28 protein-coding genes are annotated in these 25567 nt (G+C 59.5%); 20 read left to right on the top strand and 8 right to left on the bottom strand.

Annotated features, from left to right (window positions below; translation table 11 throughout):
* Positions 1-16 precede the first annotated feature (16 nt).
* The 3 genes from rho to hemE form a co-directional block, all read right to left on the bottom strand.
* The gene (rho, locus tag G9X68_RS23245) at positions 17-1282 is read right to left on the bottom strand and encodes a transcription termination factor Rho (protein WP_011654069.1); all 1266 of its coding nucleotides are present in this window, start codon (positions 1280-1282) and stop codon (positions 17-19) included.
* 197 nt (positions 1283-1479) lie between these two features.
* Positions 1480-2016, bottom strand: coding sequence for a protoporphyrinogen oxidase HemJ (gene hemJ, locus G9X68_RS23240; RefSeq protein WP_131708583.1), 537 nt, complete (start codon positions 2014-2016; stop codon positions 1480-1482).
* Positions 2017-2018: 2 nt separating this feature from the next.
* Positions 2019-3050 (bottom strand): uroporphyrinogen decarboxylase, encoded by a 1032-nt coding sequence (hemE, locus tag G9X68_RS23235; protein WP_171604413.1) that lies wholly within the window; start codon positions 3048-3050, stop codon positions 2019-2021.
* Between the two features lie 401 nt (positions 3051-3451).
* Here hemE and G9X68_RS23230 point away from each other — a divergent pair, with 401 nt between their 5' ends.
* From G9X68_RS23230 to dnaQ, 5 genes are read left to right on the top strand one after another with little or no spacing between them, the layout of a single operon-like run.
* Positions 3452-4273, top strand: a complete 822-nt coding sequence (locus G9X68_RS23230) for a pyruvate, water dikinase regulatory protein (RefSeq protein WP_011649834.1) — start codon at positions 3452-3454, stop codon at positions 4271-4273.
* Between the two features lie 33 nt (positions 4274-4306).
* Positions 4307-4906 (top strand): Maf-like protein, encoded by a 600-nt coding sequence (locus G9X68_RS23225; protein WP_171604412.1) that lies wholly within the window; start codon positions 4307-4309, stop codon positions 4904-4906.
* Positions 4899-5756: a shikimate dehydrogenase gene (locus G9X68_RS23220; protein WP_171604411.1), complete on the top strand. Its 858-nt coding sequence runs from the start codon at positions 4899-4901 to the stop codon at positions 5754-5756. The genes G9X68_RS23225 and G9X68_RS23220 overlap by 8 nt, the downstream gene beginning before the upstream one ends.
* The gene (gene coaE / locus G9X68_RS23215; protein ID WP_171604410.1) at positions 5756-6367 is read left to right on the top strand and encodes a dephospho-CoA kinase; all 612 of its coding nucleotides are present in this window, start codon (positions 5756-5758) and stop codon (positions 6365-6367) included. The genes G9X68_RS23220 and coaE overlap by 1 nt, the downstream gene beginning before the upstream one ends.
* Positions 6360-7082 carry a DNA polymerase III subunit epsilon gene (gene dnaQ / locus G9X68_RS23210; RefSeq protein WP_171604409.1) on the top strand — a complete coding sequence of 241 codons (723 nt, stop codon included), beginning with the start codon at positions 6360-6362 and terminating at the stop codon, positions 7080-7082. Before coaE ends, dnaQ begins: the two co-directional genes overlap by 8 nt.
* Positions 7083-7148: 66 nt before the next feature.
* Here dnaQ and secB read toward each other — a convergent pair whose 3' ends face one another.
* Entirely contained in the window at positions 7149-7631 is a 483-nt protein-coding gene (gene secB, locus G9X68_RS23205) for a protein-export chaperone SecB (RefSeq protein WP_003544086.1), read from the bottom strand.
* Between the two features lie 114 nt (positions 7632-7745).
* Positions 7746-8252: an FxsA family protein gene (locus tag G9X68_RS23200; protein WP_342355381.1), complete on the bottom strand. Its 507-nt coding sequence runs from the start codon at positions 8250-8252 to the stop codon at positions 7746-7748.
* Positions 8253-8383: 131 nt separating this feature from the next.
* Here G9X68_RS23200 and G9X68_RS23195 point away from each other — a divergent pair, with 131 nt between their 5' ends.
* The 5 genes from G9X68_RS23195 to gyrB all read left to right on the top strand — a co-directional run bounded on the left by G9X68_RS23195 (position 8384) and on the right by gyrB (position 13708).
* Complete coding sequence (locus G9X68_RS23195; protein WP_003544090.1) at positions 8384-9088, top strand: Tim44/TimA family putative adaptor protein; 705 nt, start codon at positions 8384-8386, stop codon at positions 9086-9088.
* Positions 9081-10199, top strand: coding sequence for a murein transglycosylase A (gene mltA / locus G9X68_RS23190; protein WP_171604407.1), 1119 nt, complete (start codon positions 9081-9083; stop codon positions 10197-10199). The genes G9X68_RS23195 and mltA overlap by 8 nt, the downstream gene beginning before the upstream one ends.
* Positions 10199-10765, top strand: coding sequence for a Smr/MutS family protein (locus tag G9X68_RS23185; RefSeq protein WP_171604406.1), 567 nt, complete (start codon positions 10199-10201; stop codon positions 10763-10765). The genes mltA and G9X68_RS23185 overlap by 1 nt, the downstream gene beginning before the upstream one ends.
* Positions 10762-11139 carry a helix-turn-helix domain-containing protein gene (locus G9X68_RS23180; RefSeq protein WP_003544097.1) on the top strand — a complete coding sequence of 126 codons (378 nt, stop codon included), beginning with the start codon at positions 10762-10764 and terminating at the stop codon, positions 11137-11139. The genes G9X68_RS23185 and G9X68_RS23180 overlap by 4 nt, the downstream gene beginning before the upstream one ends.
* Positions 11140-11272: 133 nt before the next feature.
* Entirely contained in the window at positions 11273-13708 is a 2436-nt protein-coding gene (gene gyrB, locus G9X68_RS23175; protein ID WP_171604405.1) for a DNA topoisomerase (ATP-hydrolyzing) subunit B, read from the top strand.
* Between the two features lie 85 nt (positions 13709-13793).
* Here the strand turns inward: gyrB and G9X68_RS23170 are convergent, their stop codons facing one another.
* Both G9X68_RS23170 and G9X68_RS23165 read right to left on the bottom strand, forming a co-directional pair.
* On the bottom strand, positions 13794-14393 hold the full coding sequence (locus tag G9X68_RS23170; protein ID WP_171604404.1) for a nitroreductase family protein: 600 nt from the start codon (positions 14391-14393) through the stop codon (positions 13794-13796).
* 45 nt (positions 14394-14438) lie between these two features.
* The gene (locus G9X68_RS23165; RefSeq protein WP_171604403.1) at positions 14439-14723 is read right to left on the bottom strand and encodes a DUF2218 domain-containing protein; all 285 of its coding nucleotides are present in this window, start codon (positions 14721-14723) and stop codon (positions 14439-14441) included.
* Positions 14724-14894: 171 nt separating this feature from the next.
* Here G9X68_RS23165 and G9X68_RS23160 point away from each other — a divergent pair, with 171 nt between their 5' ends.
* From G9X68_RS23160 to G9X68_RS23115, 10 genes are all read left to right on the top strand, one after another.
* Positions 14895-15854 (top strand): glutathione S-transferase family protein, encoded by a 960-nt coding sequence (locus G9X68_RS23160; protein ID WP_171604402.1) that lies wholly within the window; start codon positions 14895-14897, stop codon positions 15852-15854.
* Between the two features lie 142 nt (positions 15855-15996).
* Positions 15997-16839 carry a fumarylacetoacetate hydrolase family protein gene (locus tag G9X68_RS23155; protein WP_171604401.1) on the top strand — a complete coding sequence of 281 codons (843 nt, stop codon included), beginning with the start codon at positions 15997-15999 and terminating at the stop codon, positions 16837-16839.
* 205 nt (positions 16840-17044) lie between these two features.
* The gene (locus tag G9X68_RS23150) at positions 17045-18325 is read left to right on the top strand and encodes a polyhydroxyalkanoate depolymerase (protein WP_171604400.1); all 1281 of its coding nucleotides are present in this window, start codon (positions 17045-17047) and stop codon (positions 18323-18325) included.
* A gap of 145 nt (positions 18326-18470) precedes the next feature.
* A complete protein-coding gene (locus G9X68_RS23145) occupies positions 18471-18905 on the top strand; it encodes a DUF2852 domain-containing protein (RefSeq protein ID WP_164015576.1) in 435 nt (144 codons plus the stop codon).
* A 107-nt stretch (positions 18906-19012) separates the two neighbouring features.
* Positions 19013-19771, top strand: coding sequence for a M48 family metallopeptidase (locus G9X68_RS23140; protein WP_171604399.1), 759 nt, complete (start codon positions 19013-19015; stop codon positions 19769-19771).
* 167 nt (positions 19772-19938) lie between these two features.
* On the top strand, positions 19939-20607 hold the full coding sequence (locus tag G9X68_RS23135; protein WP_171604398.1) for a phosphoribosylanthranilate isomerase: 669 nt from the start codon (positions 19939-19941) through the stop codon (positions 20605-20607).
* 2 nt (positions 20608-20609) lie between these two features.
* Entirely contained in the window at positions 20610-21830 is a 1221-nt protein-coding gene (gene trpB, locus G9X68_RS23130; RefSeq protein WP_171604397.1) for a tryptophan synthase subunit beta, read from the top strand.
* 3 nt (positions 21831-21833) lie between these two features.
* The gene (gene trpA / locus G9X68_RS23125) at positions 21834-22673 is read left to right on the top strand and encodes a tryptophan synthase subunit alpha (protein WP_029874599.1); all 840 of its coding nucleotides are present in this window, start codon (positions 21834-21836) and stop codon (positions 22671-22673) included.
* Positions 22674-22814: 141 nt separating this feature from the next.
* Positions 22815-23720 (top strand): acetyl-CoA carboxylase, carboxyltransferase subunit beta, encoded by a 906-nt coding sequence (accD, locus tag G9X68_RS23120; RefSeq protein WP_171604396.1) that lies wholly within the window; start codon positions 22815-22817, stop codon positions 23718-23720.
* 27 nt (positions 23721-23747) lie between these two features.
* Positions 23748-25100, top strand: coding sequence for a bifunctional folylpolyglutamate synthase/dihydrofolate synthase (locus tag G9X68_RS23115; protein WP_171604395.1), 1353 nt, complete (start codon positions 23748-23750; stop codon positions 25098-25100).
* A 71-nt stretch (positions 25101-25171) separates the two neighbouring features.
* Here G9X68_RS23115 and trxA read toward each other — a convergent pair whose 3' ends face one another.
* Entirely contained in the window at positions 25172-25492 is a 321-nt protein-coding gene (gene trxA / locus G9X68_RS23110; protein ID WP_003544118.1) for a thioredoxin, read from the bottom strand.
* Positions 25493-25567 lie beyond the last annotated feature (75 nt).

Here is a 25567-nt window from a genome sequence, read left to right as displayed (position 1 = left end):
TGAATCCGGCTAAGGATCAGGTATTCATCGAATCGAAGAAGTCGGAATTGTTCTTCGTCTGCTTGAGCTTGTCGATAAGGAATTCGATCGCATCGGTCGTGCCCATCGGAGCCAGGATGCGGCGGAGCACGAAGATCTTCTGCAAATCCTGGCGTGGAACGAGAAGATCTTCCTTGCGTGTGCCCGACTTCAGGATATCCATCGCCGGGAAGATACGCTTGTCGGCGACCTTGCGGTCGAGGACGATTTCCGAGTTGCCGGTACCCTTGAATTCTTCGAAGATGACTTCGTCCATGCGGCTGCCGGTATCGATCAGCGCCGTCGCGATGATCGTCAGAGAGCCGCCTTCCTCGATGTTACGCGCAGCGCCGAAGAAGCGCTTCGGCCGCTGCAGAGCGTTGGCGTCCACACCGCCGGTCAGGACCTTGCCTGACGAGGGAACGACCGTGTTATAGGCACGGCCCAGGCGAGTGATCGAATCGAGCAGAATGACAACGTCGCGGCCGTGTTCGACAAGGCGCTTGGCCTTCTCGATGACCATCTCGGCGACCTGCACGTGACGCACGGCCGGTTCGTCGAAGGTCGAGGAGATAACCTCGCCGCGAACCGAGCGCTGCATGTCGGTCACTTCTTCGGGGCGTTCATCGATCAGCAGGACGATCAGATAGCACTCCGGATGATTGGCGGTGATCGAATGCGCGATGTTCTGCAGCAACACGGTTTTACCGGTACGCGGTGGTGCGACGATCAATCCACGCTGGCCCTTGCCGAGCGGCGCCACCAGATCGATCACACGCGGCGACAGATCCTTGGTGGTGGGAATATCCAGTTCCATCTTGAAGCGCTCGTTCGGATAGAGCGGCGTCAGATTGTCGAAATGAACCTTGTGACGAATCTTTTCCGGATCGTCGAAATTGATGGTGTTGACCTTGAGCAGCGCGAAATAGCGCTCGCCTTCCTTCGGCCCCCGGATAGGGCCCTCGACCGTATCGCCGGTTTTCAACGAGAAACGGCGGATCTGCGATGGGGAGATATAAATATCGTCCGGGCCCGGCAGGTAATTTGCATTGGCCGAACGCAGGAAGCCGAAACCGTCCTGCAGCACTTCGACGACGCCTTCACCGATGATTTCGACATCCTGGCTGGCAAGCATCTTGAGGATCGCAAACATCAGCTCCTGCTTGCGCATCGTGCTTGCATTCTCGACCTCGAGCGATTCGGCAAATGCCAGCAGATCCGTCGGGGATTTACTCTTAAGTTCCTGAAGCTTCATTTCAGCCATGAAGTGACCAATACTCTTTTCAATTTCAAAGGGGAAAGGCGATGTTGGGTCGTATTCGGTACCGCGAAAGGGCTCGCAGACGACTGAACTCTACACACATGCCACGTAGATGAGATGCGCGGAAAATAGCGACTCGCAATCGCTGCCGCAAGAGGGCTGCTTAAAATGAAGCAAATTTAACCTGAGGACGATTTTCCTCAGAACGGCTTCACCACGACGAGGATGACGATCAGGATCATCAGCACTGTCGGAGCTTCGTTCATGAACCGCCAATAGCGCGCCGAGCGGCGGTTTTCATCCCGCTCGAAGGCCCTGACAGCGCGGCTGAAGAACATGTGAACACCGGTCAGCAACACGACGAGACCGATCTTGGCATGCAGCCAGCCGCCCTGGAATCCATAAACCGACCAGGCGAGATAGAGACCAAAAATCCACGTCAACATCATCGCCGGCGTCATGATGATCCGAAGCAGCCGGCGCTCCATCACCTTGAAGGTTTCCGACTGCACCGAGCCGGGCTCCGCATCGGTGTGATAGATGAACAGCCTCGGCATATAAAACAGCCCGGCCATCCAGGAAATGACCGCGATGATGTGCAGCGCCTTGATCCAGAGATAGAGATTATCGGGGTTCCAGGCAAAAAGTCCGACCGCCATCAGCGCAAAGAAGGCCAGCGCAAAATGAGCCCGGCGCCGGGCGTAGGCGCCAGATCTCCGATCGGTCTGTTTTTCCATCGTCACGCTCCGCCTCGCACGCGATCCACCAGCAGACGCACATGCTCTGGATCGGCCTGCGGTGTAATGCCGTGACCGAGATTGAAGATCAGCGGACCATTGCCGAGATGCTGCAGAATATCGTCGATGCCTTCCTCCAGCGCCCGGCCGCCGGCAACGACCCGCATCGGATCGAGGTTGCCCTGAACCGGTCCATCTTTCTGAAGTTCGGCTGCAAAGGCCAGCGGGACCGACCAGTCGAGACCGATTGCATCAGCACCCGTCTTCTGGCGATAGGTCTTGAGCTGATAGCCGGCGCCTTTGGCAAAAGCGATGATGCGAGCATGCGGCCGTCGCGATTTGACGGAAGCAATCATCCGCGCAACCGGCCTGATCGCAAACGCCTCGAACTCCTTCTCGCCGAGAACACCTGCCCAGGAATCGAAGATCTGCACGGCGTCGGCGCCGGCATCGATCTGGGCAACGAGATAATCGGCCGATACGTCGGCAAGCAGCATCAGCAGATGCTCGAAAGCGCGGGGATGCTTGTAGGCGAAGAGACGGGCAGGGGCCTGATCCGGCGTGCCGTGACCGGCGATCATGTAGGTCGCAACCGTCCATGGCGCACCGCAGAAGCCGAGCAGCGTCGTCTCGACTGGCAACTCCTCGCGCAGCCGCCGCACCGTCTCCAGAACCGGCCGGAGATAATCGACAACCTCTTCGCCGTTCAAACTGCTGATACCGGCTTCATCGATCGGATCCATCTCCGGGCCATAGCCCTCGGTGAACCGGACATTCCGCTTCATTGCGTCTGGAATGACCAGGATATCGGAAAACAGAATCGCAGCATCGAAGCCATAGCGGCGGATCGGCTGCAATGTCACTTCGACGGCGTGGTCAGGCGTGTAGCAGAGATCGAGAAAACTCCCTGCCTTTGCCCGTGTCTCCCGATATTCCGGGAGATAACGTCCTGCCTGTCTCATCAGCCAGAGAGGAGGAGGGGAGAGGCTCTCGCCACTCAAAACCCTCATGATCTTTCGGCGCGTATCGCTCAAGCGCTTCTTCCCTATAAAAAAACAAAGATATTTTAAAAGGTTTCTATTTCTTAGAGTCGGTGACTATCAAGGATTAAAATCCATCCACCGCCGATGCCATTCGTCGCGCGCCCACAAAAGAACATCGGACGGATTTGTCGATCTCGTCCGAATCTCGGGGAGAAGCCGAATCCGAAAATGATTCCAAATCCTTCCGGATCGGCAATTTTTCTCATCGCTGTGGATAGGCTGTGGACCAGCTCTCAAGAAATAGATCTCTTCCCCATCGTCCACAGGGCCAATCGAAACCGATCCGCAGAATCCGAAATGTGGATAAGGAGGCATGTTTTCCCTTGCCGGAGACTGCCTCGCCGCCGTAGCTCTGTTTCATCCAGTCTTTTCAACAGGCAGCGGAAAATAGCGTGGAGAACAGAACGAACTTCTTTCATCTGCATCTGATTTCTGACTCAACGGGAGAGACTCTGATCTCCGCCGGGCGCGCCGCGTCGGCGCAGTTCAGATCGGCGCAGCCGATCGAACATGTCTATCCGCTGATCCGCAATCGCAAGCAGCTGCTGCCGGTTCTGCAGGCGATCGATGACGCCCCCGGTATCGTGCTCTACACCATTGTCGACCGGGAGCTTGCAAGCCTGATCGATGAGCGCTGCATCGAGATGGGCGTCGCTTCGGTGAATGTGCTGGAGCCGGTGATGAATGCCTTCCAGATCTATCTCGGCGCCCCATCGCGCCGTCGTGTCGGGGCCCAGCACGTGATGAATGCCGGCTACTTCGCGCGCATCGAAGCGCTGAATTTCACCATGGATCATGACGACGGTCAGATGCCCGATGACTACAACGACGCCGATGTGGTGATCATCGGCATCAGCCGTACGTCGAAAACACCGACCAGCATCTACCTCGCCAACCGAGGCATCAAGACGGCGAACATTCCGATCGTCTATGGCGTGCCATTGCCGGAGAGCCTCTTCGTTGCGAGCAAACCGCTGATCGTCTGCCTGATCGCCACCACCGACCGTATTTCCCAGGTGCGGGAAAACCGGGTGCTCGGGGTGACGCAGGGTTTCGATCGCGAACACTACACCGATCGCGCCGCGATTTCGGAGGAGCTGAAATATGCCCGCTCTCTTTGCGCCCGTCATAACTGGCCGCTGATCGACGTCACCCGCCGCTCAATCGAGGAAACAGCCGCGGCAATCGTTGCCCTGCGGCCGAAGCTGCGCTAAGCGCTGACGAAAAGCCGGCACGCCGAGGAACCCATGACGCCGAAACTCATCCTTGCATCGTCGAGCCCCTTTCGCCGGATGCTGATGGAAAATGCCGGTCTATCCTTCGAGGCGCATGCCGCAAGGATCGATGAACGGGCCGTCGAAGCGCCGCTGGAAAAAGCCGGCGCCAAGCCTGATGCCGTGGCCCTCGTCCTGGCCAGGGCCAAGGCCGAGGAAGTCAGCAGCCGTTTTCCGGAAAGCCTGGTCATCGGTTCGGATCAAACGATGTCGCTCGGCGACAGCGTCTTCCATAAGCCGAAGGACCTGGCCGACGCGGCTAGCCATCTTCAAGCACTTTCGGGCGTAACCCATCGATTGAACAGCGCCGTCGCGATCGTCAGCGACGGCGTGGTCTTGTGGGAACATCTTGCGCATGCGGAATTGACGATGCGGCCGCTGACGGTGGAGTTCATCGCCAGACATCTGGCGCGGGTTGGCGAACGGGCGCTTTCCAGTGTCGGCGCCTATCAATTGGAGGGGGAGGGCATCCAGCTCTTCGAAAAGATCGAGGGTGACTATTTCACCATTCTCGGCCTGCCGATGCTGCCGCTCTTAAAAAAACTGCGAGAACTCGGAGCAATCGATGGGTGATTCACGTGAAACATTGGGGCCGAAAGCGTTTGTCACCGGCTTTCCCATCAAGCATTCGCGCTCACCACTGATCCACGGATATTGGCTGAAGACGCTTGGCCTGCCAGGCAGCTACTGCGCTCATGAAGTGCCACCCGAGGCCTTTGCCGATTTCATTCACTCGTTGAAGGATGGCAGTTCCGGCTTTACCGGAGGCAATGTCACCATTCCTCACAAGGAGTTGGCGTTCCGCCTCGCCGACAAACCGGACGCGCTGTCGCGCGAACTCGGTGCAGCCAACACGCTCTGGCTGGAGGATGGCGCTTTGCACGCGACGAATACCGACGGTCGTGGTTTCATCGCCAATCTTGATGAACGCCATCCCGGCTGGGACCGGCATGGCACGGCCGTCGTCTTTGGCGCCGGCGGCGCCAGCCGGGCGATCATCCAGGCAGTCCGTGATCGTGGTTTCAAGGAGATCCACGTCGTCAACCGCACCGTCGAACGCGCGCGTGAACTCGCGGATCGTTTTGGCCCGCGTGTCCAGGCCCATTCGGCCGGGGCGCTTGCCGAAGTCATGAAAGGGGCCGGCCTCTTCATCAATACCACCTCGCTCGGCATGGACGGCGAGGCGGCGCCGCAACTCGATTTCTCGCCTCTGGCAGCCGATGCCGTCGTCACCGACATCGTTTATGTGCCCTTGAAGACGCCGATCCTGACGCAGGCGGAAGAGCAAGGATTTTCGACCGTCGATGGTCTGGGGATGCTCTTGCACCAGGCCGTGCCCGGGTTCGAAAAATGGTTCGGCCAGCGTCCCATCGTCGATGCAGCGCTGCGCGCGCTCATCATCGCGGATATGGAAGCACACTGATGCTGAAGATCGGTCTCACCGGCTCCATCGGAATGGGAAAATCGACGGCGGCAAAGCTCTTCGCAGATGCCGGAATCCCGGTGAACGATTCGGATGCCGTGGTCCACGATCTCTATGCCGGCGAGGCTGCACCCCTGGTGAATGCCGCCTTCCCCGGCACGATGAAGGATGGAGCAGTCGACCGGCGTGAACTCGGCCGCCAGCTCGCTCTTGATCCTGACGGCTTCAAACGCCTGGAAGCGATCGTCCATCCGCTGGTTCGCAAACGTGAGACGGAATTTCTGAAGCGACAACGCGCCGCCGGCGCCGACATGGTATTGCTCGATATTCCATTGCTTTTCGAAACCGGCGCCGAGGCAAGAGTGGATGTCATCGTCGTCGTCAGCACTGATCCACAGATTCAGCGCCAAAGGGTGCTTGCGCGCGAAGGCATGACCGAGGAAAAATTCGACATGATTCTCTCACGCCAGACGCCGGACACGGAAAAACGGCGCCGGGCCGATTATCTGATCGACACCAGTCACAGTATTTCGACGACGAGGGAACGGGTGTTCGAGATCGTCGCCGACCTGAAAACGCGGATTGCCAAGGGAGATTTCCGGAATGCGTGAGATCATCTTCGATACGGAAACCACCGGCCTCGACAACCGCGCCGACCGCATTATCGAAATCGGCGGCATCGAGCTCTTCAATCATTTCCCCACAGGCAACACGATCCACATCTTCATCAATCCTGGAGATCAGAAGGTTCATCCGGATGCGCTCGCCGTGCACGGCATTACTGATGAATTCCTGAAGGACAAGCAGCCTTTCGGGGAAGTCGCCGAACAAATCCTCACCTTCTTCGGCGATGCGAAGTGGATTGCCCATAACGCCACCTTCGATATGGGCTTCATCAACGCGGAATTCGCGCGGATCGGTTTGCCGCCAATCCTGCCGGAAAGGGTGCTCGATACGCTGTCGATGGCGCGGCGCAAACACCCGATGGGACCGAATTCGCTCGATGCGCTCTGCCGGCGCTACGGCATCGATAATTCGCACCGCACCAAACACGGCGCGCTGCTCGACTCCGAACTGCTTGCCGAAGTCTATATCGAGATGATCGGCGGCCGACAGGCGGCCCTCGGCCTCGGCATGGTCGGCAAATCCAACCAGGCAGCTCGCGGTGACATGGCGATGGAAGACGATGTCGTGATTGCTGCCGTGCTCGAGCGGCCCCGGCCGCTCGCCCCGCGCCTCAGCCAAATCGAGGAGCAGGCGCATGAGGCGCTCGTCGCCAAGCTCGGTGAAAAAAGCGTCTGGGCGAAATACGCGAATCTCGATTAAACCGTCCTCAATTGAAAATGCCCGGGACCAGCCCGGGCATCCGCATTTCAGACAAAAAAGAGCCGGTCAGTTCGGAACGGCCTGAACCTTGGCGCGGGCCTGTTCTTCGGCAACGCGCTGAGCGAACATTTGCGTGAAGTCGATCGGGTCGATCATCAGCGGCGGGAAACCGCCGTTGCGGGTGACGTCGGCGATGATCTGACGGGCGAAGGGGAAGAGCATGCGCGGGCACTCGATGAAGAGAACCGGCAGCATGTGTTCCTGCGGGAAACCGGCAACGCGGAAAACGCCGCCATAGGTGAGTTCGGCATGGAAAACCGTCTTGTCGCCGTCCTTGGCTTCGGCATTCAGCGACAGCACGACATCGAAATCCGTATCGGAAAGCGGGTTGGCGTTAACGTTCACATTGATGTTGATCGTCGGCGCCTTGTCGCGAGCCTGCAGCGAACGCGGCGCACCCGGATTTTCGAAGGACAGATCCTTGGTATATTGCGCAAGGATCGAAAGGGTGGGGTTGGCCGCACCGTTGCTGTTGTTATCGTCTGCCATTGGCTTTTCCTCGAGGGGCATGGGAATGGTGCCGCCATCTAACATTTCAGGGAAGGGCTTACAACCCTGAGCGCTTGGCCTGAGCGCTTGGCCCGGTTGATCAGCCGCAGTGCCTCAATCGCCAAGATGCTTGCCGGACCACGGCGAGTTGCGATCCGGCTCTCTATGATAGTCCTCCTCGTCGAGATCGACCACCTTCGAGTTCGGCTTGCGGTCGCGGAAATCGGGTTGCGGACCGGAAGAAGAGCCGCCCTTGGCATTGACGACGACGAAGCGTTTGGCGATTGCCCGCCAGACGAGATCGCGTACCGGCGGAATGAGAATGAGGATCGCGATGATATCCGTGAGGAAGCCGGGAATGATCAGGAGCAGCGAGGCGATGACGTTCATCGCCGGCCGCAGCAGGTCGCGGCCCGGCATCACCCCGTTTCGTCCTTCGCTCGACATGCGGCGCAAAATACCGATGCCCTGCCGGCGCAGCAGAATCACGCCGAGAACGAAACCCAGCATCACGAGCGCGAGCGTCAGCCACAATCCGATAGCCCGGCCGATGACGACGAAACCGGCAATTTCGGCGAGCGGCAGCAGCAGAATGAACGCTGGCAGGATCGAAAAACGCATGTCGGTCATGTCCCGGGCTCGCCGGTCTCCTCTTTGCGCCGGCGAAGATGCCAGCCATCATTTGAATCATCTGTATAGGCAGACTATATGGGAGTACAAATCAGAGATGTTAACGGCGGCTGCGATACGATATGAGTTCGAACGACTTCATCACATTATTTTTCCTGGTGGCGGCTGTGCTGATTTTCTTTCAGCTCCGCTCCGTGCTCGGGCGCCGCACAGGAAATGAGAAGCCGCCGCGCGATCTCTATACGCCGCGGGATGCGGCTCCGGCCGAAGCCGCCGATGCCGGTAAGGTCGTGACGCTGCCGCGGCGCGATGCGACGACGGAGGATGAGGATCGCTTCGCCGCCATCGATGCTTTCGCGGCGCCCGGAACGCCGCTCAACGAATCGCTGCGTGCGCTGAACAAGGCCGATCCCGCCTTCAGCCCGAAGGAGTTTCTGAACGGCGCCCGCATGGCTTACGAGATGATCGTCATGGCCTATGCCGATGGCGACCGGAAAACGCTGAAGAACTTGCTGTCCCGCGAAGTCTATGACGGGTTCGATGCGGCGATCGGCGAGCGCGAGGCCCGGGGCGAGAAGGTGAAATCCACTTTCGTGGGCATAGACAAGGCCGAAATCACCCATGCGGAGACGAAGGGCAGCGAAGCGCAGATCACCGTGCGCATTGCCAGCCAGCTGATATCGGCGACCTACGACAAGGCCGACGTTCTGATCGAGGGCGACGCCGAAAACGTCGCCGAGGTCAACGACGTCTGGACCTTCGCCCGCGACACCCGCTCGCGCGATCCGAACTGGAAACTCGTGGCGACCGAATCGGAACATGAGTGACCACGCATCGGACTTCGTCCTGCAGGCCATAAGCTTCGACACTCTGGAAGGCTGGAAGGATGATGATCCCTCCGGCCTTTTTGAAGTCATGCGAAGCTGCCGGCGGCAGATCACCGATGTCAAACCGTACCGCACCGGATCGCTGGGCTTGAGCTCGGAAGACCTGCTTCCGCTTCTCGCCGACGCCGAAGATTTCACTCCGTCATCGCCGGCGTCGGCGCGCGCTTTTTTCGAGACGCACTGTCGGCCCTTTCTGATTCGCCGCAAGGACGGCAATTCCGGCTTCGTCACCGCCTTCTACGAACCTGATATCGACGTGTCGGCGCGGCCGGACGAAATTTTCCGTTTTCCTTTCTACCGGCGGCCGGACGATCTGATCGATCTCGACGACGCCAATCGCCCCTCCGAGCTCGACAAGGCCTATGCTTTCGGCCGTCTGCATGAGGGCCGTGTCACCGCCTATCCGGACCGCTGCGCCATCGATCAGGGGTTTCTCGAGGGCCGCGGCCTCGAGATCGCCTGGGCGAAGTCGAAGGTCGATGTCTTCTTCGTGCATGTGCAAGGTGCTGCCCGCCTGCGCTATGAGGATGGTCGTATCGGCCGCATCACCTATGCCGCGAAGGCCGGCCATGCTTTCTCGGCGATCGGCAAGCTGCTCATCGACCGCGGCGAGATCGATCGGGCGGAGATTTCGATGCAGGCGATCCGTGCCTGGCTGGCGCGCAATCCCGAGCGCGTCGATGAAGTGTTATGGCATAACCGCTCTTATATTTTCTTCCGTGATGCACCGGTTGCCGATTCGCAGGCCGGTCCGATCGCGGCCGCCAAGGTTCCGCTTCTCGCCGGGCGCTCGCTTGCGGTCGACCGGATGATCCATACCTTCGGCTATCCCTTTTTCATTCGCGCCGAAAGCCTCACCCATCTCGACCAGGGCCGGCCGTTCCGCCGGCTGATGCTGGCGCTCGATACCGGCTCGGCGATCGTCGGGCCGGCGCGGGGGGATATCTTCACCGGCTCGGGGGACATGGCCGGGGAAGGTGCCGGCACTGTCCGCAACGACGCCGATTTCACCATCCTCATTCCCAATGCCGCCGCCGGAAGATTCGACTGATGGCCAGGGATCGCAAGCTGAGCGCGGATGAGAGAATCCTCTGGGGCAAGGTCGCCCGCAGCACGCGGCCGATGCCCGGCAAGGCGGGGGCGTTGACCGAACTCGATGCTTTTCTTGCCGAAGCCGAAGCGGCGGCCGAACGGGAACAGGAAAAGCAGACGCCCGCCACGCCCACGCCGCTGCAGCCGACAGTACCGTCAATGGCAAAGCCATCGGCCGGGGTGCATCATCCGCTGGAAAAGCCGGTCAAGCGGAAGATCGCCAAGGGCCGGCTGGCGCTCGAAGCGCGGATTGACCTGCACGGGCTGGTGCAGAGCGAGGCCCATGCCATCCTTCTCGATTTCCTGATCCGCGCCCATGAGCGCGGCATGCGCCATGTGCTTGTGATCACGGGCAAGGGCAGCTCCATGGGCAGCGACGGCGCGCTGAAGCGGGCCGTGCCTCTCTGGTTCTCGAAGCCGGAATTCCGCTATCTGATCTCCTCCTATGAGTCGGCCGCACAGCACCATGGCGGTGAGGGCGCGCTCTACATTCGCCTGTCGCGACGGCATGGGGAAAGGCCATGACACCCTTCGGAGAGGCAGTTCGCAGGTTGCGGGCGCGCAAGGGCGTGTCCCAGAAAGAGATGGCGGAAGCGCTGAATGTTTCTCCCGCCTATCTCTCGGCGCTCGAACATGGAAAGCGTGGTTTGCCGACATTCGACCTGCTGCAGCGCATCGCCGGCTATTTCAACATCATCTGGGATGAGGCCGAGGAACTGTTCCTGCTCGCCCGCTCTTCGGACCCGCGCGTGGTGATCGACACCTCCGGCCTGCCCCCCGAATATACCGAATTTGCCAACCGGCTGGCCCGGCGGATTCGCAACCTTGACAGCGCTGAGATAGGCCGGCTATCGGCTCTTCTCGAAAATGGCGGCAAAGGCGACGGAAAAGCGTCATAATCCCCTGTTTTATGCCTTGTTTTAGGGGCTTGCCATTGGGAAGTGGGTTCAAAAAACCTATATACGAGAGTGAAGAAAGCCGGTGATTCGCAAGGCGCCGCAGCTTTACGACAACAGGGAAAATCTCGACAGAATGAGCGATACATCCGCGACGGAAAACGGCGTAAGCACCGAATATGGCGCAGATTCCATCAAGGTTCTGAAGGGCCTCGATGCCGTGCGCAAACGCCCCGGCATGTATATCGGCGATACCGACGACGGCTCCGGCCTGCATCACATGGTCTATGAAGTCGTCGACAACGCGATCGACGAAGCGCTTGCCGGCCATGCCGACATCGTCACCGTCACTCTCAATCCGGATGGTTCGGTAACCGTGACCGACAATGGTCGCGGCATCCCGACGGACATTCACACCGGCGAAGGCGTGTCGGCTGCCGAAGTCATCATGACGCAGCTTCATGCCGGCGGTAAGTTCGATCAGAATTCCTACAAGGTTTCCGGGGGCCTGCACGGCGTCGGCGTCTCCGTCGTCAACGCGCTATCCGTCTGGTTGAAGCTGAAGATCCGCCGTCACGACAAGATCCATGAAATGAGCTTCACCCATGGCGTGGCCGACGCTCCGCTGAAGGTTACAGGCGACGCGCCGAATGAAACCGGCACGGAAGTAAGCTTCATGCCGAGCACCGACACCTTCACCATGACGGAGTTCGACTACGGCACGCTGGAGCATCGCCTTCGCGAACTCGCCTTCCTGAATTCAGGCGTCCGCATCCTGCTGACCGACAAGCGTCATTCCGATATCAAGCAGGAAGAGCTGCGTTATGACGGCGGCCTCGAGGCTTTCGTCGCTTATCTGGACCGCGCCAAGAAGTCGCTCGTCGACAAGCCGGTTGCCATCCGCGGCGAAAAGGACGGCATCACCGTCGAAGTCGCGATGTGGTGGAACGACAGCTATCACGAGAACGTACTCTGCTTCACCAACAACATCCCCCAGCGCGACGGCGGCACACATATGGCCGGTTTCCGCGCGGCGCTGACGCGCCAGGTCGTTTCCTATGCCGACAGTTCCGGCATCACCAAAAGGGAAAAGGTGACGCTACAGGGCGAAGATTGCCGCGAAGGCCTGACGGCGGTTCTGTCGGTCAAGGTGCCGGACCCGAAATTCTCCTCGCAGACCAAAGATAAGCTCGTTTCCTCGGAAGTCCGTCCTGTTGTCGAAAGTCTCGTCAACGAGGCGCTGAACACCTGGTTCGAAGAACATCCGAGCGAAGCCAAGATTCTCGTCGGCAAGGTCGTCGAGGCCGCCGCCGCACGTGAAGCCGCCCGCAAGGCCCGCGAATTGACCCGCCGCAAGGGCGCACTCGATATCGCTTCGCTGCCGGGCAAGCTCGCCGACTGCTCCGAGCGTGATCCGACAAAATCCGAAGTCTTCCTCGTCGAGGGCGATTCTGCCGGCGGTTCGGCCAAGCAGGGCCGCTCGCGCGAGAACCAGGCGATCCTGCCGCTGCGCGGCAAGATCCTGAACGTCGAACGCGCCCGTTTCGACAAGATGCTGTCGAGCCAGGAAATCGGCACATTGATCACCGCCCTCGGTACCGGCATCGGCAAGGACGAGTTCAATGTCGAAAAGCTGCGCTACCATAAGATCATCATCATGACGGACGCTGATGTCGACGGCGCCCATATCCGCACCCTGCTGCTGACCTTCTTCTTCCGCCAGATGCCGCAACTGATCGAGCGCGGTCATCTCTATATCGCCCAGCCGCCGCTCTATAAGGTCTCGCGCGGCAAGTCGGTGCAGTATCTGAAGGATGAGAAGGCGCTCGAAGAATATCTCATCAGCCAGGGCCTGGAAGATGCTTCCCTGAGGCTCGGTAGCGGCGAGGTTCGCGCTGGTCAGGATCTGCGCGAGGTTATCCTCGATGCTTTGCGCATGCGCGCGCTGCTCGACAATCTCCATTCGCGTTACAATCGTTCCGCCGTCGAACAAGCGGCGATTGCCGGAGCGCTCAACGCCGAGCTCGCCAGCGACCCGGTTAGAGCGCTGGCGCTGGCAAACGAAGTGGCTGGACGCCTCGACATCATCGCCGAGGAAACCGAGCGCGGCTGGCGGGGCGATGTGACAACCGATGGCGGTCTGCGCCTCGAGCGCATGGTCCGCGGCGTCAAGGAAATTGTCGTGCTCGACATGGCGCTGATCGGTTCCTCGGATGCCCGTCATATCGACCAGCTGACGGCACGGCTGAAGGAAATCTATCAGACGCCGCCGTCGCTGCATCGCCGCGAAGGCGACGTCGAAATCTCCGGCCCGCGCGCTCTGCTCGACGCGATCTTCGCAAGCGGCCGCAAGGGCCTCACCATGCAGCGCTACAAGGGTCTTGGCGAGATGAATGCCGAACAGCTCTGGGAAACGACGCTCGATCCGAATGTTCGTTCGCTGCTGCAGGTCAGGGTCAACGATGCCACCGATGCCGACGGCCTGTTTGCTCGACTGATGGGCGATGAAGTCGAGCCGCGGCGCGAGTTCATCCAGGACAATGCGCTGAGCGTTGCAAACCTCGATATCTAATTGATATTTCAGAAATAAATGGCCCAGCTATCTTTAGGATGCGGGGCTTTCGTTTGCCCGGTATGTGCTTGGCCTCAGGCTTCGCTCAATTCGCCACGAAGCGACCGTTGAAGGCGACCTCGGAGAGCGGCTTGCGCTGGCTGGGGAATTCGCGCGCCTGATTGCGTTCGGAAAGAACGCTCTTGTCGGCCAGGCGGCCGATGGCGACGCCTGCTTCGATCCGGTATCCCTCGGGAATGGTAAAAGCCTGCCTGATCTCTTCATGCTTGATGCCGCCCATGCCATGGGCGTAAAGGCCACAGAGGCGCGCCTGGATCGCCAGATGCCCCCATGCCGCACCGGCATCGAAGGAATGGGTGTAGCTCGGCTTTTCCTCAGCCGAGCCGGCAGCCCCGGTGAAGGCGCGCGACACGACGAAAATCAGCGCCGACGCGTTTCTGGCCCATTCCTGGTTGGAATCGACGAGCAATGCGACGAATTTCTCCCATTCCTCTGAACCTTTGAGCGTATAGATGAAGCGCCAGGGCTGGTGGTTGGCCGAAGACGGCGCCCAATGGGCAGCGTCGAGCAGGCTGAGCAACCGCGCCTCCTCGATGATTTCGCCGGTGAAGGCGCGCGGCGACCAGCGGTCGAGAAACATCGGATCGATCGGATAGTCGGATTCGCGGTGATTGCTCTTCGTCATGCTTGTTCCGGGGTTCGGGGCGGAGAATTTGGATCGGGGCTGGGCTCAGTCCGTCCAGACGATGTCGAGCTCTTCGCGGAAGGCGAAGCGCTTCAGATGATCGTCGATGACGTGCTGCATCCTTTCCTGTTGCGAGGGATCGGCGACGGAAAGTGTCATGGTCAGTGCCGCATCGTCGGCCGCAAACGTCACCTCGGCCGTATCGCTGAACGGCACCCGACCCTTCACGGGATTGAAATCGACGCTGAACTTGTGGCTCCAGTGTTTGCAGAGCTGCTGCAGATAGCGGCTTGCATGTTCGGTCCGCACGACGGCCTTCGAGAGATGCATTTCGAACTCCACGTCATCTTGTGTAGCGCAGTCATATTTCCTGTCTCACCGGCTTGGCAAGCGCAGCATCGTCGCAGTTTGGGTGTACAGACTGTCTTCATAAAAGCGGCCTCACGCCGGCGTCGAAGCAGCGTAATGAACCAATTAGTCAATCGATTGCGGGAGTTGCGGATGCTGGTGAACGGAAAATGGACGGAAGACTGGCAGCCCGTTCAGGCCAAGGACGAGAAGGGCGGTTTCATCAGGCAGACCTCGAGTTTCCGCCATTGGGTAACCCCGGATGGTAGTGTCGGGCCGACGGGCGAAGGCGGCTTTGCAGCCAGCACCGGCCGTTACCATCTCTATGTCGCCTATATCTGCCCCTGGGCCTCGCGCACCCTGATCGGCCGCAAGCTCAAGGGCCTGGAAGACATCATCTCCGTCTCGGTCGTCGAACCGCTGCTGGGCAAGCAGGGCTGGCGCTTCGGTGATTATCCCGGCGCGACGGAGGATCACGTCAACGGCGTAACCTATATGCATGAAATCTATACCAGGGCGGCGCCGGATTTCACCGGCCGGGCTACCGTGCCGGTTCTCTGGGACAAGCAGAAAAAGACCATCGTCAATAATGAATCCGCCGATATTCTACGTATGGTGAACAGCGGCTTCGGCGGTCTGGCAAAAAATCCGATCGATCTTTACCCGACGGAGAGGCGCACCGAGATCGATGCTTTCAACGATCGCATCTATCCTGCCCTCAACAACGGCGTCTACCGCGCCGGTTTCGCCAGTACGCAAGTCGCCTACGAAGAAGCCTTTGCCGATGTCTTTTCCTGCCTCGACTGGGTCGAGCAGCAGTTCGAGGGCCGGTCCTTTCTCTTCGCCGATCATCCCACCGAGAGCGATATCCGGCTTTTTGTAACGCTGGTGCGCTTCGACGTCGCCTATCACGGCATCTTCAAATGCAATCTCCGCCGGCTTTCCGACTATGCCAAGCTGCGCGCCTTCTGCCGCCGCATGCTGGATTGGCCGGGCATCGGTGAAACGGTCAACCTCGATCATATCAAGCGCGGCTACTATTCGATCGAAAGCCTCAATCCGACGAAGATCGTCCCCTCCGGCCCGGATCTGGCGGAAATTTTTAGAGCATGATGCCGAAAGATACGGGCGGTTTTCGGCAGAAAATCACCCAAATCGCGGCAAAGCCGTACCGCTTCTTGGCAAAGCCGTAATGACACCGATGAATAATTCGTTCATAGGTGGCTGCAAATTCGTTTCGATGAGGAGGAATTCCATGAAGCTGATGCGTGTTGGCGAAGCAGGCAGTGAAAAACCAGCACTTCTCGATGCCGATGGCAGGATCCGCGATCTTTCCGGTCATGTCGCCGATATCGGCGGTGAAGCGATCGGACCGGCCGGCCTTGCAAAGATAGCGGCGATCGATCCGAAGAGCCTTCCGGAAATCGCACCCGGCCGCATCGGCGCCTGCGTCGCGGGCACTGGCAAGTTTATCTGCATCGGCTTGAATTATTCGGATCATGCTGCCGAAACCGGTGCGACGGTGCCGCCCGAGCCGATCATCTTCATGAAAGCAACATCCGCAATCGTCGGGCCGAACGACAATGTCGTCATTCCCCGCGGTTCGGAAAAGACCGATTGGGAAGTCGAGCTCGGCGTCGTCATCGGCAAAACGGCCAAATATGTGACGGAAGCCGAAGCGCTGGATTATGTCGCCGGTTATTGCGTCTCCAATGACGTCTCCGAGCGCGCTTTCCAGACCGAGCGGTCCGGTCAATGGACCAAGGGCAAATCCTGCGACACCTTTGGCCCGATCGGCCCCTGGCTCGTGACCAAGGATGAAATTCCGCAACCGCAGAACCTCGGCATGTGGCTGACGGTCAACGGCCAGAAGATGCAGAACGGCTCATCGAAGACGATGGTTTACGGGGTTGCGTTCCTCGTCTCCTATCTCAGCCAGTTCATGTCGCTGCATCCCGGTGACGTGATCTCGACCGGCACGCCTCCGGGCGTCGGCATGGGCCTCAAGCCGCCGCGCTATCTCAAAGCGGGAGACGTGGTCGAACTCGGCATCGAAGGTCTCGGCACGCAGAAGCAGACCTTTGTAGCGGATCGTTAACGACGCTTCCTGCTGAGAAACTTAAGTTTTCCAGTCGAGAATGGTGCCGGAGAGTCAATTCTCCGGCATTTCTTGTGTGGGTCTGGTGCGTCCATGTTGCTGTGCAACAAAAACCTGTTAGTCTGCGTTACGTGCCCGCGTTACGAAAAGAGTCGATGCCTCTCAATCGGTGTCATCTTTTCGATGGAGAAAGGTGGCGCCTTCCATGTTTTATCAGCTTTATGAATTGAACCATGCTGCCATGGCGCCGTTTCGCGCCGCGGCCGATATCATGCGATTTGCCTATGCCAATCCGCTGAACCCGTTCTCCCACACGCCGTTTGGCCGGACGATGGCAGCAAGTCTCGAAATGTTCGAACGCACGACGCGTCGCTACGGCAAGCCCGAATTCGGACTGAAGCAGACGACGATCGGTGACCAGACAATGTCTGTCCGCGAAGAGGTCGTCTGGTCGCGACCCTTCTGCAATCTTCTGCATTTTGCCCGCAATGTTCCGCCCGCCGCCCGCGGCAACGACCCGCGCATCCTGATCGTCGCGCCGATGTCCGGGCACTATGCGACGCTGCTGCGCGGCACGGTCGAAGCGCTGCTGCCGAGTGCCGATGTCTATATCACAGACTGGATCGACGCCCGCATGGTGCCGATGACGGAAGGCACGTTCGATTTCGACGATTACGTCGACTACGTCATCGAGATGCTGCATTTCCTCGGTCATGACACGCATGTCATCGCCGTCTGTCAGCCTTCCGTTCCCGTCCTGGCAGCCGCTGCCGTGATGGAAGAAGCCAGGGATCCGCTTTCGCCGGCGTCGATGACGCTGATGGGCGGCCCGATCGACACGCGCATCAACCCGACGGCGGTCAATAAGCTCGCTCAGGAGCGGTCGCTGCAGTGGTTCTCCGACAATGTCATCATGAACGTGCCTTGGCCGCAGCCGGGCTTCATGCGCCCGGTCTATCCAGGATTCCTGCAGCTTTCGGGCTTCATGTCGATGAATCTTGATCGCCACGTTGTCGCGCACAAGGAATTCTTCATGCATCTCGTGAAGAACGACGGCGAGCCGGAAAAGCATCGCGATTTCTACGACGAATATCTCGCCGTCATGGATCTGACCGCCGAATTCTATCTGCAGACGGTGGAGGAGGTCTTCATCAAGCATTCGCTGCCGAAAGGCGAACTGATGCATCGCGGCAAACGCGTCGATCCGGCGGCAATTCGCAACGTGGCCCTGCTGACCGTCGAAGGGGAGAATGACGATATCTCAGGGGTCGGTCAGACAAAGGCGGCGCAGACCATCTGCGTGAACATTCCCGAAGATATGCGCCTGCACTATCTTCAGCCGGATGTCGGCCATTATGGTGTTTTCAACGGCTCGCGTTTCCGCCGCGAGATCGCGCCGCGCATCCTCGATTTCGTCCGCCAGCATTCCCGTTCTGCCGTTAAGCCTCCGGTCCCGCGCGTCATCAAAGGCGGCCGCTCGGCGTGATTCAGAGGCAGCTGAATTAGCAAAACGGATTCAAGGCCTTGTCCGATTTCGCGGGCAATCGTCTTGAAGGCGGTTATTCCGGTAACCACATCGATTTCAGCGTTCGGTATCCTGCCGGGCGCGGAAAGCGAGGGATACCCGCACGATGAACCAGTCAGCATTGCTTCGACCGGATTGGACTCCGGCTACCATTGCCCTGATGATTCTCGGCTTCATGGTTTTCTGGCCTCTGGGTCTTGCCATGCTTGCCTACATCATCTTCGGCGACCGTCTGCGCGGCTTCAAGCGTGACGTCAACCAGGCGACCGATGGCTTCTTTGCCTCCTGCCGCCGCCCGCATGGCCGTCACCGCCCGCACTTCTCGACCGGCAACGTCGCCTTCGACGACTGGCGCAAGGCCGAGATCGACCGGATCGAGGAAGAGCGCCGCAAGCTCGACGAAATGCGCGAGGAATTCGACGCTTACATGCGCGAACTTCGCCGCGCCAAGGACCAGGAAGAGTTCGACCGCTTCATGCGTGACCGCAGGAACGCCAAGCGCGATGACAACGGCCCGGTCGCTGAATATCAGACGCCGTAAACGCCTGAACGATGAATTGATGACCGGCATCTCCCGATGCCGGTTTTTCCATGCCTGCCCTTCCGGCGATCATTTAGATTTGCCGGCGAATCGTATAGAAAACACGCATGTTCTCGCTTCTGAAAACAAGGTCGAAGGCGCGAAAGCCGGCTCCGCCCGAAATGCGGACGCTCGACGTTGCCGGCCGGCTCATGCCGCTGACGATCAAGCAGCATGACCGGGCGACACGCATCACGCTGCGCATCGAGCCGGGCGGTCGCGCCTTGAAGATGACGGTGCCCAAAGGCCTTGCGGCGCGCGAGGTCAATGCTTTCCTTGATCGTCACCAGGGTTGGCTGCTCACCAAGCTTGCCAAGTTTTCGACCGATGCCGGCCTGCGTGACGGCGGCGAAATCCTCCTTCGCGGCGTTTCCCACCGCATCCAGCATAGCGGCAGCTTGCGCGGGCTGACGGAGGCGGTTTCCGTAGACGGCAGGCCGGTGCTGCGCGTCAGCGGCATGCCGGAACATGTCGGACGACGCATTGCGGCCTTTCTCAAGAAGGAGGCGCGCGCCGATCTCGCAAGACTGGCGACGATGCATGCCGCAACGATCCGAGCGCCGATCCGTTCGATCTCGATGAAGGATACCCGAAGCCGCTGGGGCTCGTGCTCGTCGGAGGGAAATCTGAGTTTTTCCTGGCGTATCGTCATGGCGCCGCCTTCGGTGATCGATTATCTCGCCGCCCATGAGGTCGCCCATCTCAAGGAAATGAACCACGGCCCGCACTTCTGGGCTCTCTGCCGTAAGCTTTGCCCAGGTATGGAGGAGGCGAAGTCCTGGCTCAAACGGCATGGCAGCCAGTTGCATGCCATCGATTTCGACTAGCGCATAACCCTGAAAGTCGGAATCGATTTTTCGCAAAGGATGATGCGCAGATTTAAAGTGATAGCGCGTCCTTTGGACGCGCGGCGCTCTAGCCGAGAGCCGCGCTAAATTCAGCGTTCGTCGCAAATTGGCTCGACTCTTTCCGCATTTCGTGTCACTTCGCTGCCATGAGACCGGATATCAAGATCTGTGGCTTGAAGACGCCTGACGCTGTCGATCGCGCGCTGAAACGCGGCGCGACCCATATCGGTTTTATCTTCTTCGAAAAGAGCCCGCGCTATATAGAGCCGGACCTGGCGGCAAAACTTGCCGAACCTGCGCGCGGCAAGGCGAAAATCGTCGCCGTCGTCGTCGATCCGACCAATGACGAACTGGACGAGATCGTGTCGTTGTTGAAGCCGGATATGCTCCAGCTTCACGGCAACGAGAGCCCCGAACACGTGCTGACCATAAAGGCGGTCTATGGTCTGCCTGTGATGAAGGTCTTTTCGATACGCACGGCAGACGACCTGAAGCGCGTCGAGGCCTATATCGGCATCGCCGACCGTTTCCTCTTCGATGCGAAGCCGCCGAAGGGCTCGGAACTGCCTGGCGGCAACGGTATTTCCTTCGATTGGAGCCTTCTCAGCTGGCTTGACGGCAGCGTCGACTACATGCTTTCGGGCGGGCTGAACAAGGACAATGTCGCAGAAGCGCTTTTCATAACCAAGGCACCGGGTATCGACGTCTCCTCGGGAGTCGAAACTGTGCCTGGTGTGAAGAGCGTCGTGAAGATCGATGAATTTTTCGATGCGGTCGAAAAGGCGAATGCGCCTGTCATGGCCTCAGGGAGTTGAGAGTGAACGAGACGCCTAAACCGAATTCCTTCCGTTCCGGCCCCGATGAGGATGGCCGTTTCGGCATTTATGGCGGTCGTTTCGTGGCCGAAACTCTTATGCCGCTGATCCTCGACCTGCAGGACGAGTGGAACCGGGCAAAGAACGATCCGGCATTCCAGGCCGAATTGAAGCATCTCGGCGCGCATTATATCGGCCGCCCGAGCCCGCTCTATTTTGCTGAGCGGCTGACGGCCGAACTCGGCGGCGCGAAGATCTATTTCAAGCGCGAGGAGCTGAATCATACCGGCTCGCACAAGATCAACAATTGCATCGGCCAGATCCTGCTCGCCAAGCGCATGGGCAAGACCCGCATCATCGCCGAAACCGGTGCCGGTCAGCACGGCGTCGCCTCCGCAACCGTTGCCGCCCGCTTTGGGCTTCCCTGCGTCGTCTATATGGGCGCCACCGACGTCGAGCGTCAGGCGCCGAACGTTTTCCGCATGAAGCTGCTTGGCGCGGAGGTCAAACCGGTCACCGCAGGCAGCGGCACCCTGAAGGACGCTATGAACGAGGCGCTTCGCGACTGGGTCACCAATGTCGAGGATACCTATTATCTGATCGGAACGGCAGCGGGTCCGCATCCTTATCCGGAGATGGTCCGCGATTTCCAGTCGGTGATCGGCATCGAAGCGAAAGAGCAGATCCTGGCTGCCGAAGGCCGTCTTCCGGATCTCGTCATCGCTGCCGTCGGCGGCGGCTCCAACGCCATCGGCATTTTCCATCCTTTCCTGGATGACCCCTCGGTCAAGATCGTCGGCGTCGAAGCCGGCGGCAAGGGTCTGCAGGGCGACGAACACTGCGCCTCGATCACCGCCGGTTCGCCGGGCGTGCTGCACGGCAACCGCACCTATCTGCTGCAGGATAGTGACGGTCAGATCAAGGAAGGCCATTCGATTTCGGCCGGCCTCGATTATCCCGGTATCGGCCCCGAACACTCCTGGCTGAACGATACCGGCCGCGTCGACTATGTGCCGATCATGGATCATGAAGCGCTCGAGGCTTTCCAGACCTTGACCCGCCTCGAAGGCATCATCCCGGCGCTCGAGCCCTCGCACGCGATTGCCGAGGTGATCAAACGCGCCCCGACGATGGGCAAGGACGAGATTATCCTGATGAACCTCTCCGGCCGCGGCGACAAGGATATCTTCACCGTCGGCAAGATTCTGGGAATGGGACTGTAAGACATGACCGCACGCATGGACAAACGCTTTGCCGAGCTGAAGGCCGAGGGCCGTCCGGCACTTGTGACCTATTTCATGGGCGGCGATCCCGATTACGACACCTCGCTCGGCATTATGAAGGCGCTGCCGGAGGCAGGCTCCGACATTATCGAGCTTGGCATGCCCTTTTCCGACCCGATGGCCGACGGCCCGGCGATCCAGCTGGCCGGTCAGCGGGCGCTGAAAGGCGGCCAGACGCTGAAGAAGACGCTGCAGCTGGCGGCCGATTTCCGCAAGACCAATGATGCGACGCCGATCGTGATGATGGGTTACTACAACCCGATCTATATTTACGGCGTCGAGAAATTCCTCGACGACGCGCTCGCTGCCGGCATCGACGGCCTGATCGTTGTCGACCTGCCGCCTGAGATGGATGACGAGCTCTGCATTCCGGCGATCCGCAAAGGCATCAATTTCATTCGCCTGGCGACGCCGACGACCGATGAGAAGCGCCTGCCGAAGGTCCTGAAGAACACTTCAGGCTTCGTCTACTACGTCTCGATGAACGGCATCACCGGTTCGGCGCTGCCTGATCCGTCGCTGGTTTCGGGCGCGGTCGAGCGCATCAAACAGCACACCAAGCTGCCCGTCTGCGTCGGCTTCGGCGTCAAGACGGCGGAACATGCAAAGGTCATCGGCGGTTCGGCCGACGGCGTCGTCGTCGGCACCGCGATCGTCAATCAGGTCGCGACCAGCTTGACACATGACGGAAAGGCAACGGCGGACACCGTTCAGGCGGTTGCCACGCTGGTGCGCGGCCTTTCCACGGGAACACGTTCGGCGCGCCTTGTTGCTGCCGAATAGTTTGCCCACATTGGCAACAAAGCATGTCGCGCAAAAGTGTGCAGCGGTTTTGCGGCAACGACATGCGGGAAACTAGGACCTAAAGCGTGGCAGCGAATCTGAAAGATCGCGACGCGCTTTAGACTATCAGGAGTATTCGAGTTGAACTGGATCACCAACTACGTTCGCCCGCGGATCAATTCCATGCTGGGCCGTCGCGAAGTGCCGGAGAACCTCTGGATCAAGTGCCCGGAAACGGGCGAGATGGTCTTCCACAAGGACCTGGAAGGCAACAAATGGGTCATTCCGGCGTCCGGTTATCACATGAAGATGCCGGCCAAGGCCCGCCTGGTCGATCTTTTCGACAATGGCGAGTTTGAATCGCTGCCGCAGCCTAAGGTTGCGCAGGACCCGCTGAAGTTCCGCGATTCGAAGAAATATAGCGATCGCCTGCGCGACAGCCGCCTGAAGACCGAACAGGAGGATACGATCCTCGCCGGTGTCGGAAAGGTGCAGGGACTGAAACTCGTGGCCGTCGTGCATGAATTCAACTTTATCGGTGGTTCGCTCGGCATGGCCGCCGGCGAGGCGATCGTTAAGGCTTTCGAGCGTGCGACGTCTGAAAAATGCCCACTGGTGATGTTCCCCGCTTCCGGCGGCGCGCGTATGCAGGAAGGCATTCTGTCGCTGATGCAATTGCCGCGCACGACGGTTGCCGTCGACATGCTGAAGGAATCCGGCCAGCCCTATATCGTCGTGCTGACCAATCCGACCACAGGCGGCGTCACCGCCTCCTATGCCATGCTTGGCGATATTCATCTGGCCGAGCCCGGCGCCGAAATCGGCTTTGCCGGCAAGCGCGTGATCGAACAGACGCTGCGTGAAAAACTGCCCGAAGGCTTCCAGACCGCCGAATACCTGCTGGAGCATGGTATGGTCGATATGGTCGTCAAACGTCACGATATTCCGGAAACGCTGGCGCGCCTCCTGAAGATCCTGACGAAAAAGCCGGTTTCGGCGGCGAACAACATCAATAGTGGCGCGATCGCTCTGGCGGCGAGCGCCTGATAACCGACAAGCAGGCGGGGTGCCGAATTGATACCCAGAGGCCAAACCGCGGTGAGTGAGGCAGCACAGGAGATCGACAAGCTCATGGGATTGCATCCCAAGGGGTTCGATCTGTCTCTCGATCGCATCACCCGTCTTCTCGATGTGCTCGGCAATCCGCACAGGAAACTACCGCCGGTGATCCATGTCGCCGGCACCAACGGGAAAGGGTCGGTCACCGCCTTCTCCCGCGCCCTGCTCGAAGCCGGTGGCTACAGCGCTCACGTCCACACCTCACCGCATCTCGTCAATTGGCACGAACGTTATCGCATTGGCGTCAAGGGCGGACGCGGGCAGCTTGTCGACGACGCCGTTTTTGCCGAGGCCGTGCGTCGCGTAGCCGATGCCAATGCCGGACAGCACATCACCGTCTTCGAAATCCTGACGGCGGTCACCTTCATCCTGTTTTCCGAACATCCGGCCGATGCCGCGATCATCGAAGTCGGTCTCGGCGGCCGGTTCGATGCGACCAATGTCATTTCCGACCCGGCCGTCTCGGTGATCATGCCGATCTCGCTGGATCACCAGCCTTATCTCGGCGACAGGGTCGAGTTGATCGCAGCCGAAAAGGCCGGCATCATGAAGCCGGGATTTCCCGTTGTCATCGGCCATCAGGAATATGACGCAGCACTTGACGTGCTGATGTCGACGGCCGAACGGCTGCATTGCCCGAGCGCCGTCTTCGGGCAGGATTTCATGGCGCATGAGGAATATGGCCGGCTCGTCTACCAGGACGAATTCGGCCTTGCCGACCTGCCGCTGCCGCGCCTTCCCGGCCGCCACCAATATGCCAATGCCGCCGCCGCTATTCGGGCCGTCAAGGCGGCGGGTTTCACCGTCACCGAGACGATGATGGAAAAGGCGATGAGTTCGGTCGAATGGCCGGGCCGGCTGCAGCGTCTGAGCGAGGGCCGGTTGCTGTCGCATGCGCCCGCCGGCGCCGAGATCTGGATCGATGGCGGGCATAATCCCGGTGCCGGCGAAGTGATCGCCGAAGCCATGGCCAATTTCGAGGAGCGCCAGTCTCGGCCGCTTTTCCTGATTACCGGCATGATCAACACCAAGGATCCGGTCGGCTATTTCAAGGCCTTTACCGGCCTGGTCGAGAAGGTTTTCTGCGTGCCGATCCGCGGCAGCGAAGCGATGATCGACCCGGTGATATTGTCGAATGCGGCTTATGATGCCGGTTTGGTTGCCGAACCGATGTTGACGGTCGGCGATGCGCTGGAAGCGATAAAAGCCGTTCTCAATCCGGAGGCATTGCCGCCGCGAGTTCTGGTCGGAGGCTCTCTCTATCTCGTCGGCGACGTGCTTGCCGACAACGGAACGCCCCCGAAATGAGGGCCGCGAAATGAAAAAGCCCGGTCGAGCCGGGCTTTTTCGTCAATGCTATATAAATTGATCGATATCAATCAGGCAGCGCTGGAAATCCAGTTCGAAAGAGCCGTCTTCGGCTTTGCACCGACAGAGATATCGGCAACTTCGCCGCCCTTGAAGATTGCAAGGGTCGGAATAGAGCGCACACCGAACTGTGCAGCGAGTTCCGGGTTCTCATCGATATTGAGCTTGGCGACCTTGACCTTGCCTTCCATCTCGACGGCGATTTCTTCGAGGCTCGGAGCAATCATCTTGCACGGGCCGCACCATTCAGCCCAGAAATCGACGACGACGGGTTCTGCGGATTCCAGAACTTCCGACTGGAAGTTATTGATATCGACTTTCACGGTAGCCATGGGCTGCTCCTTTAACGGAATTGGGTGTTGGACCACATGTGATGGTGCGGTGCCGAATTTTCAATGTCCGGTATT

This window comes from Rhizobium changzhiense (assembly GCF_013087625.1).
Classification (GTDB): Bacteria; Pseudomonadota; Alphaproteobacteria; order Rhizobiales; family Rhizobiaceae; genus Rhizobium; species Rhizobium sophorae.
This window is presented reverse-complemented; position numbering and strand designations above follow the sequence as displayed.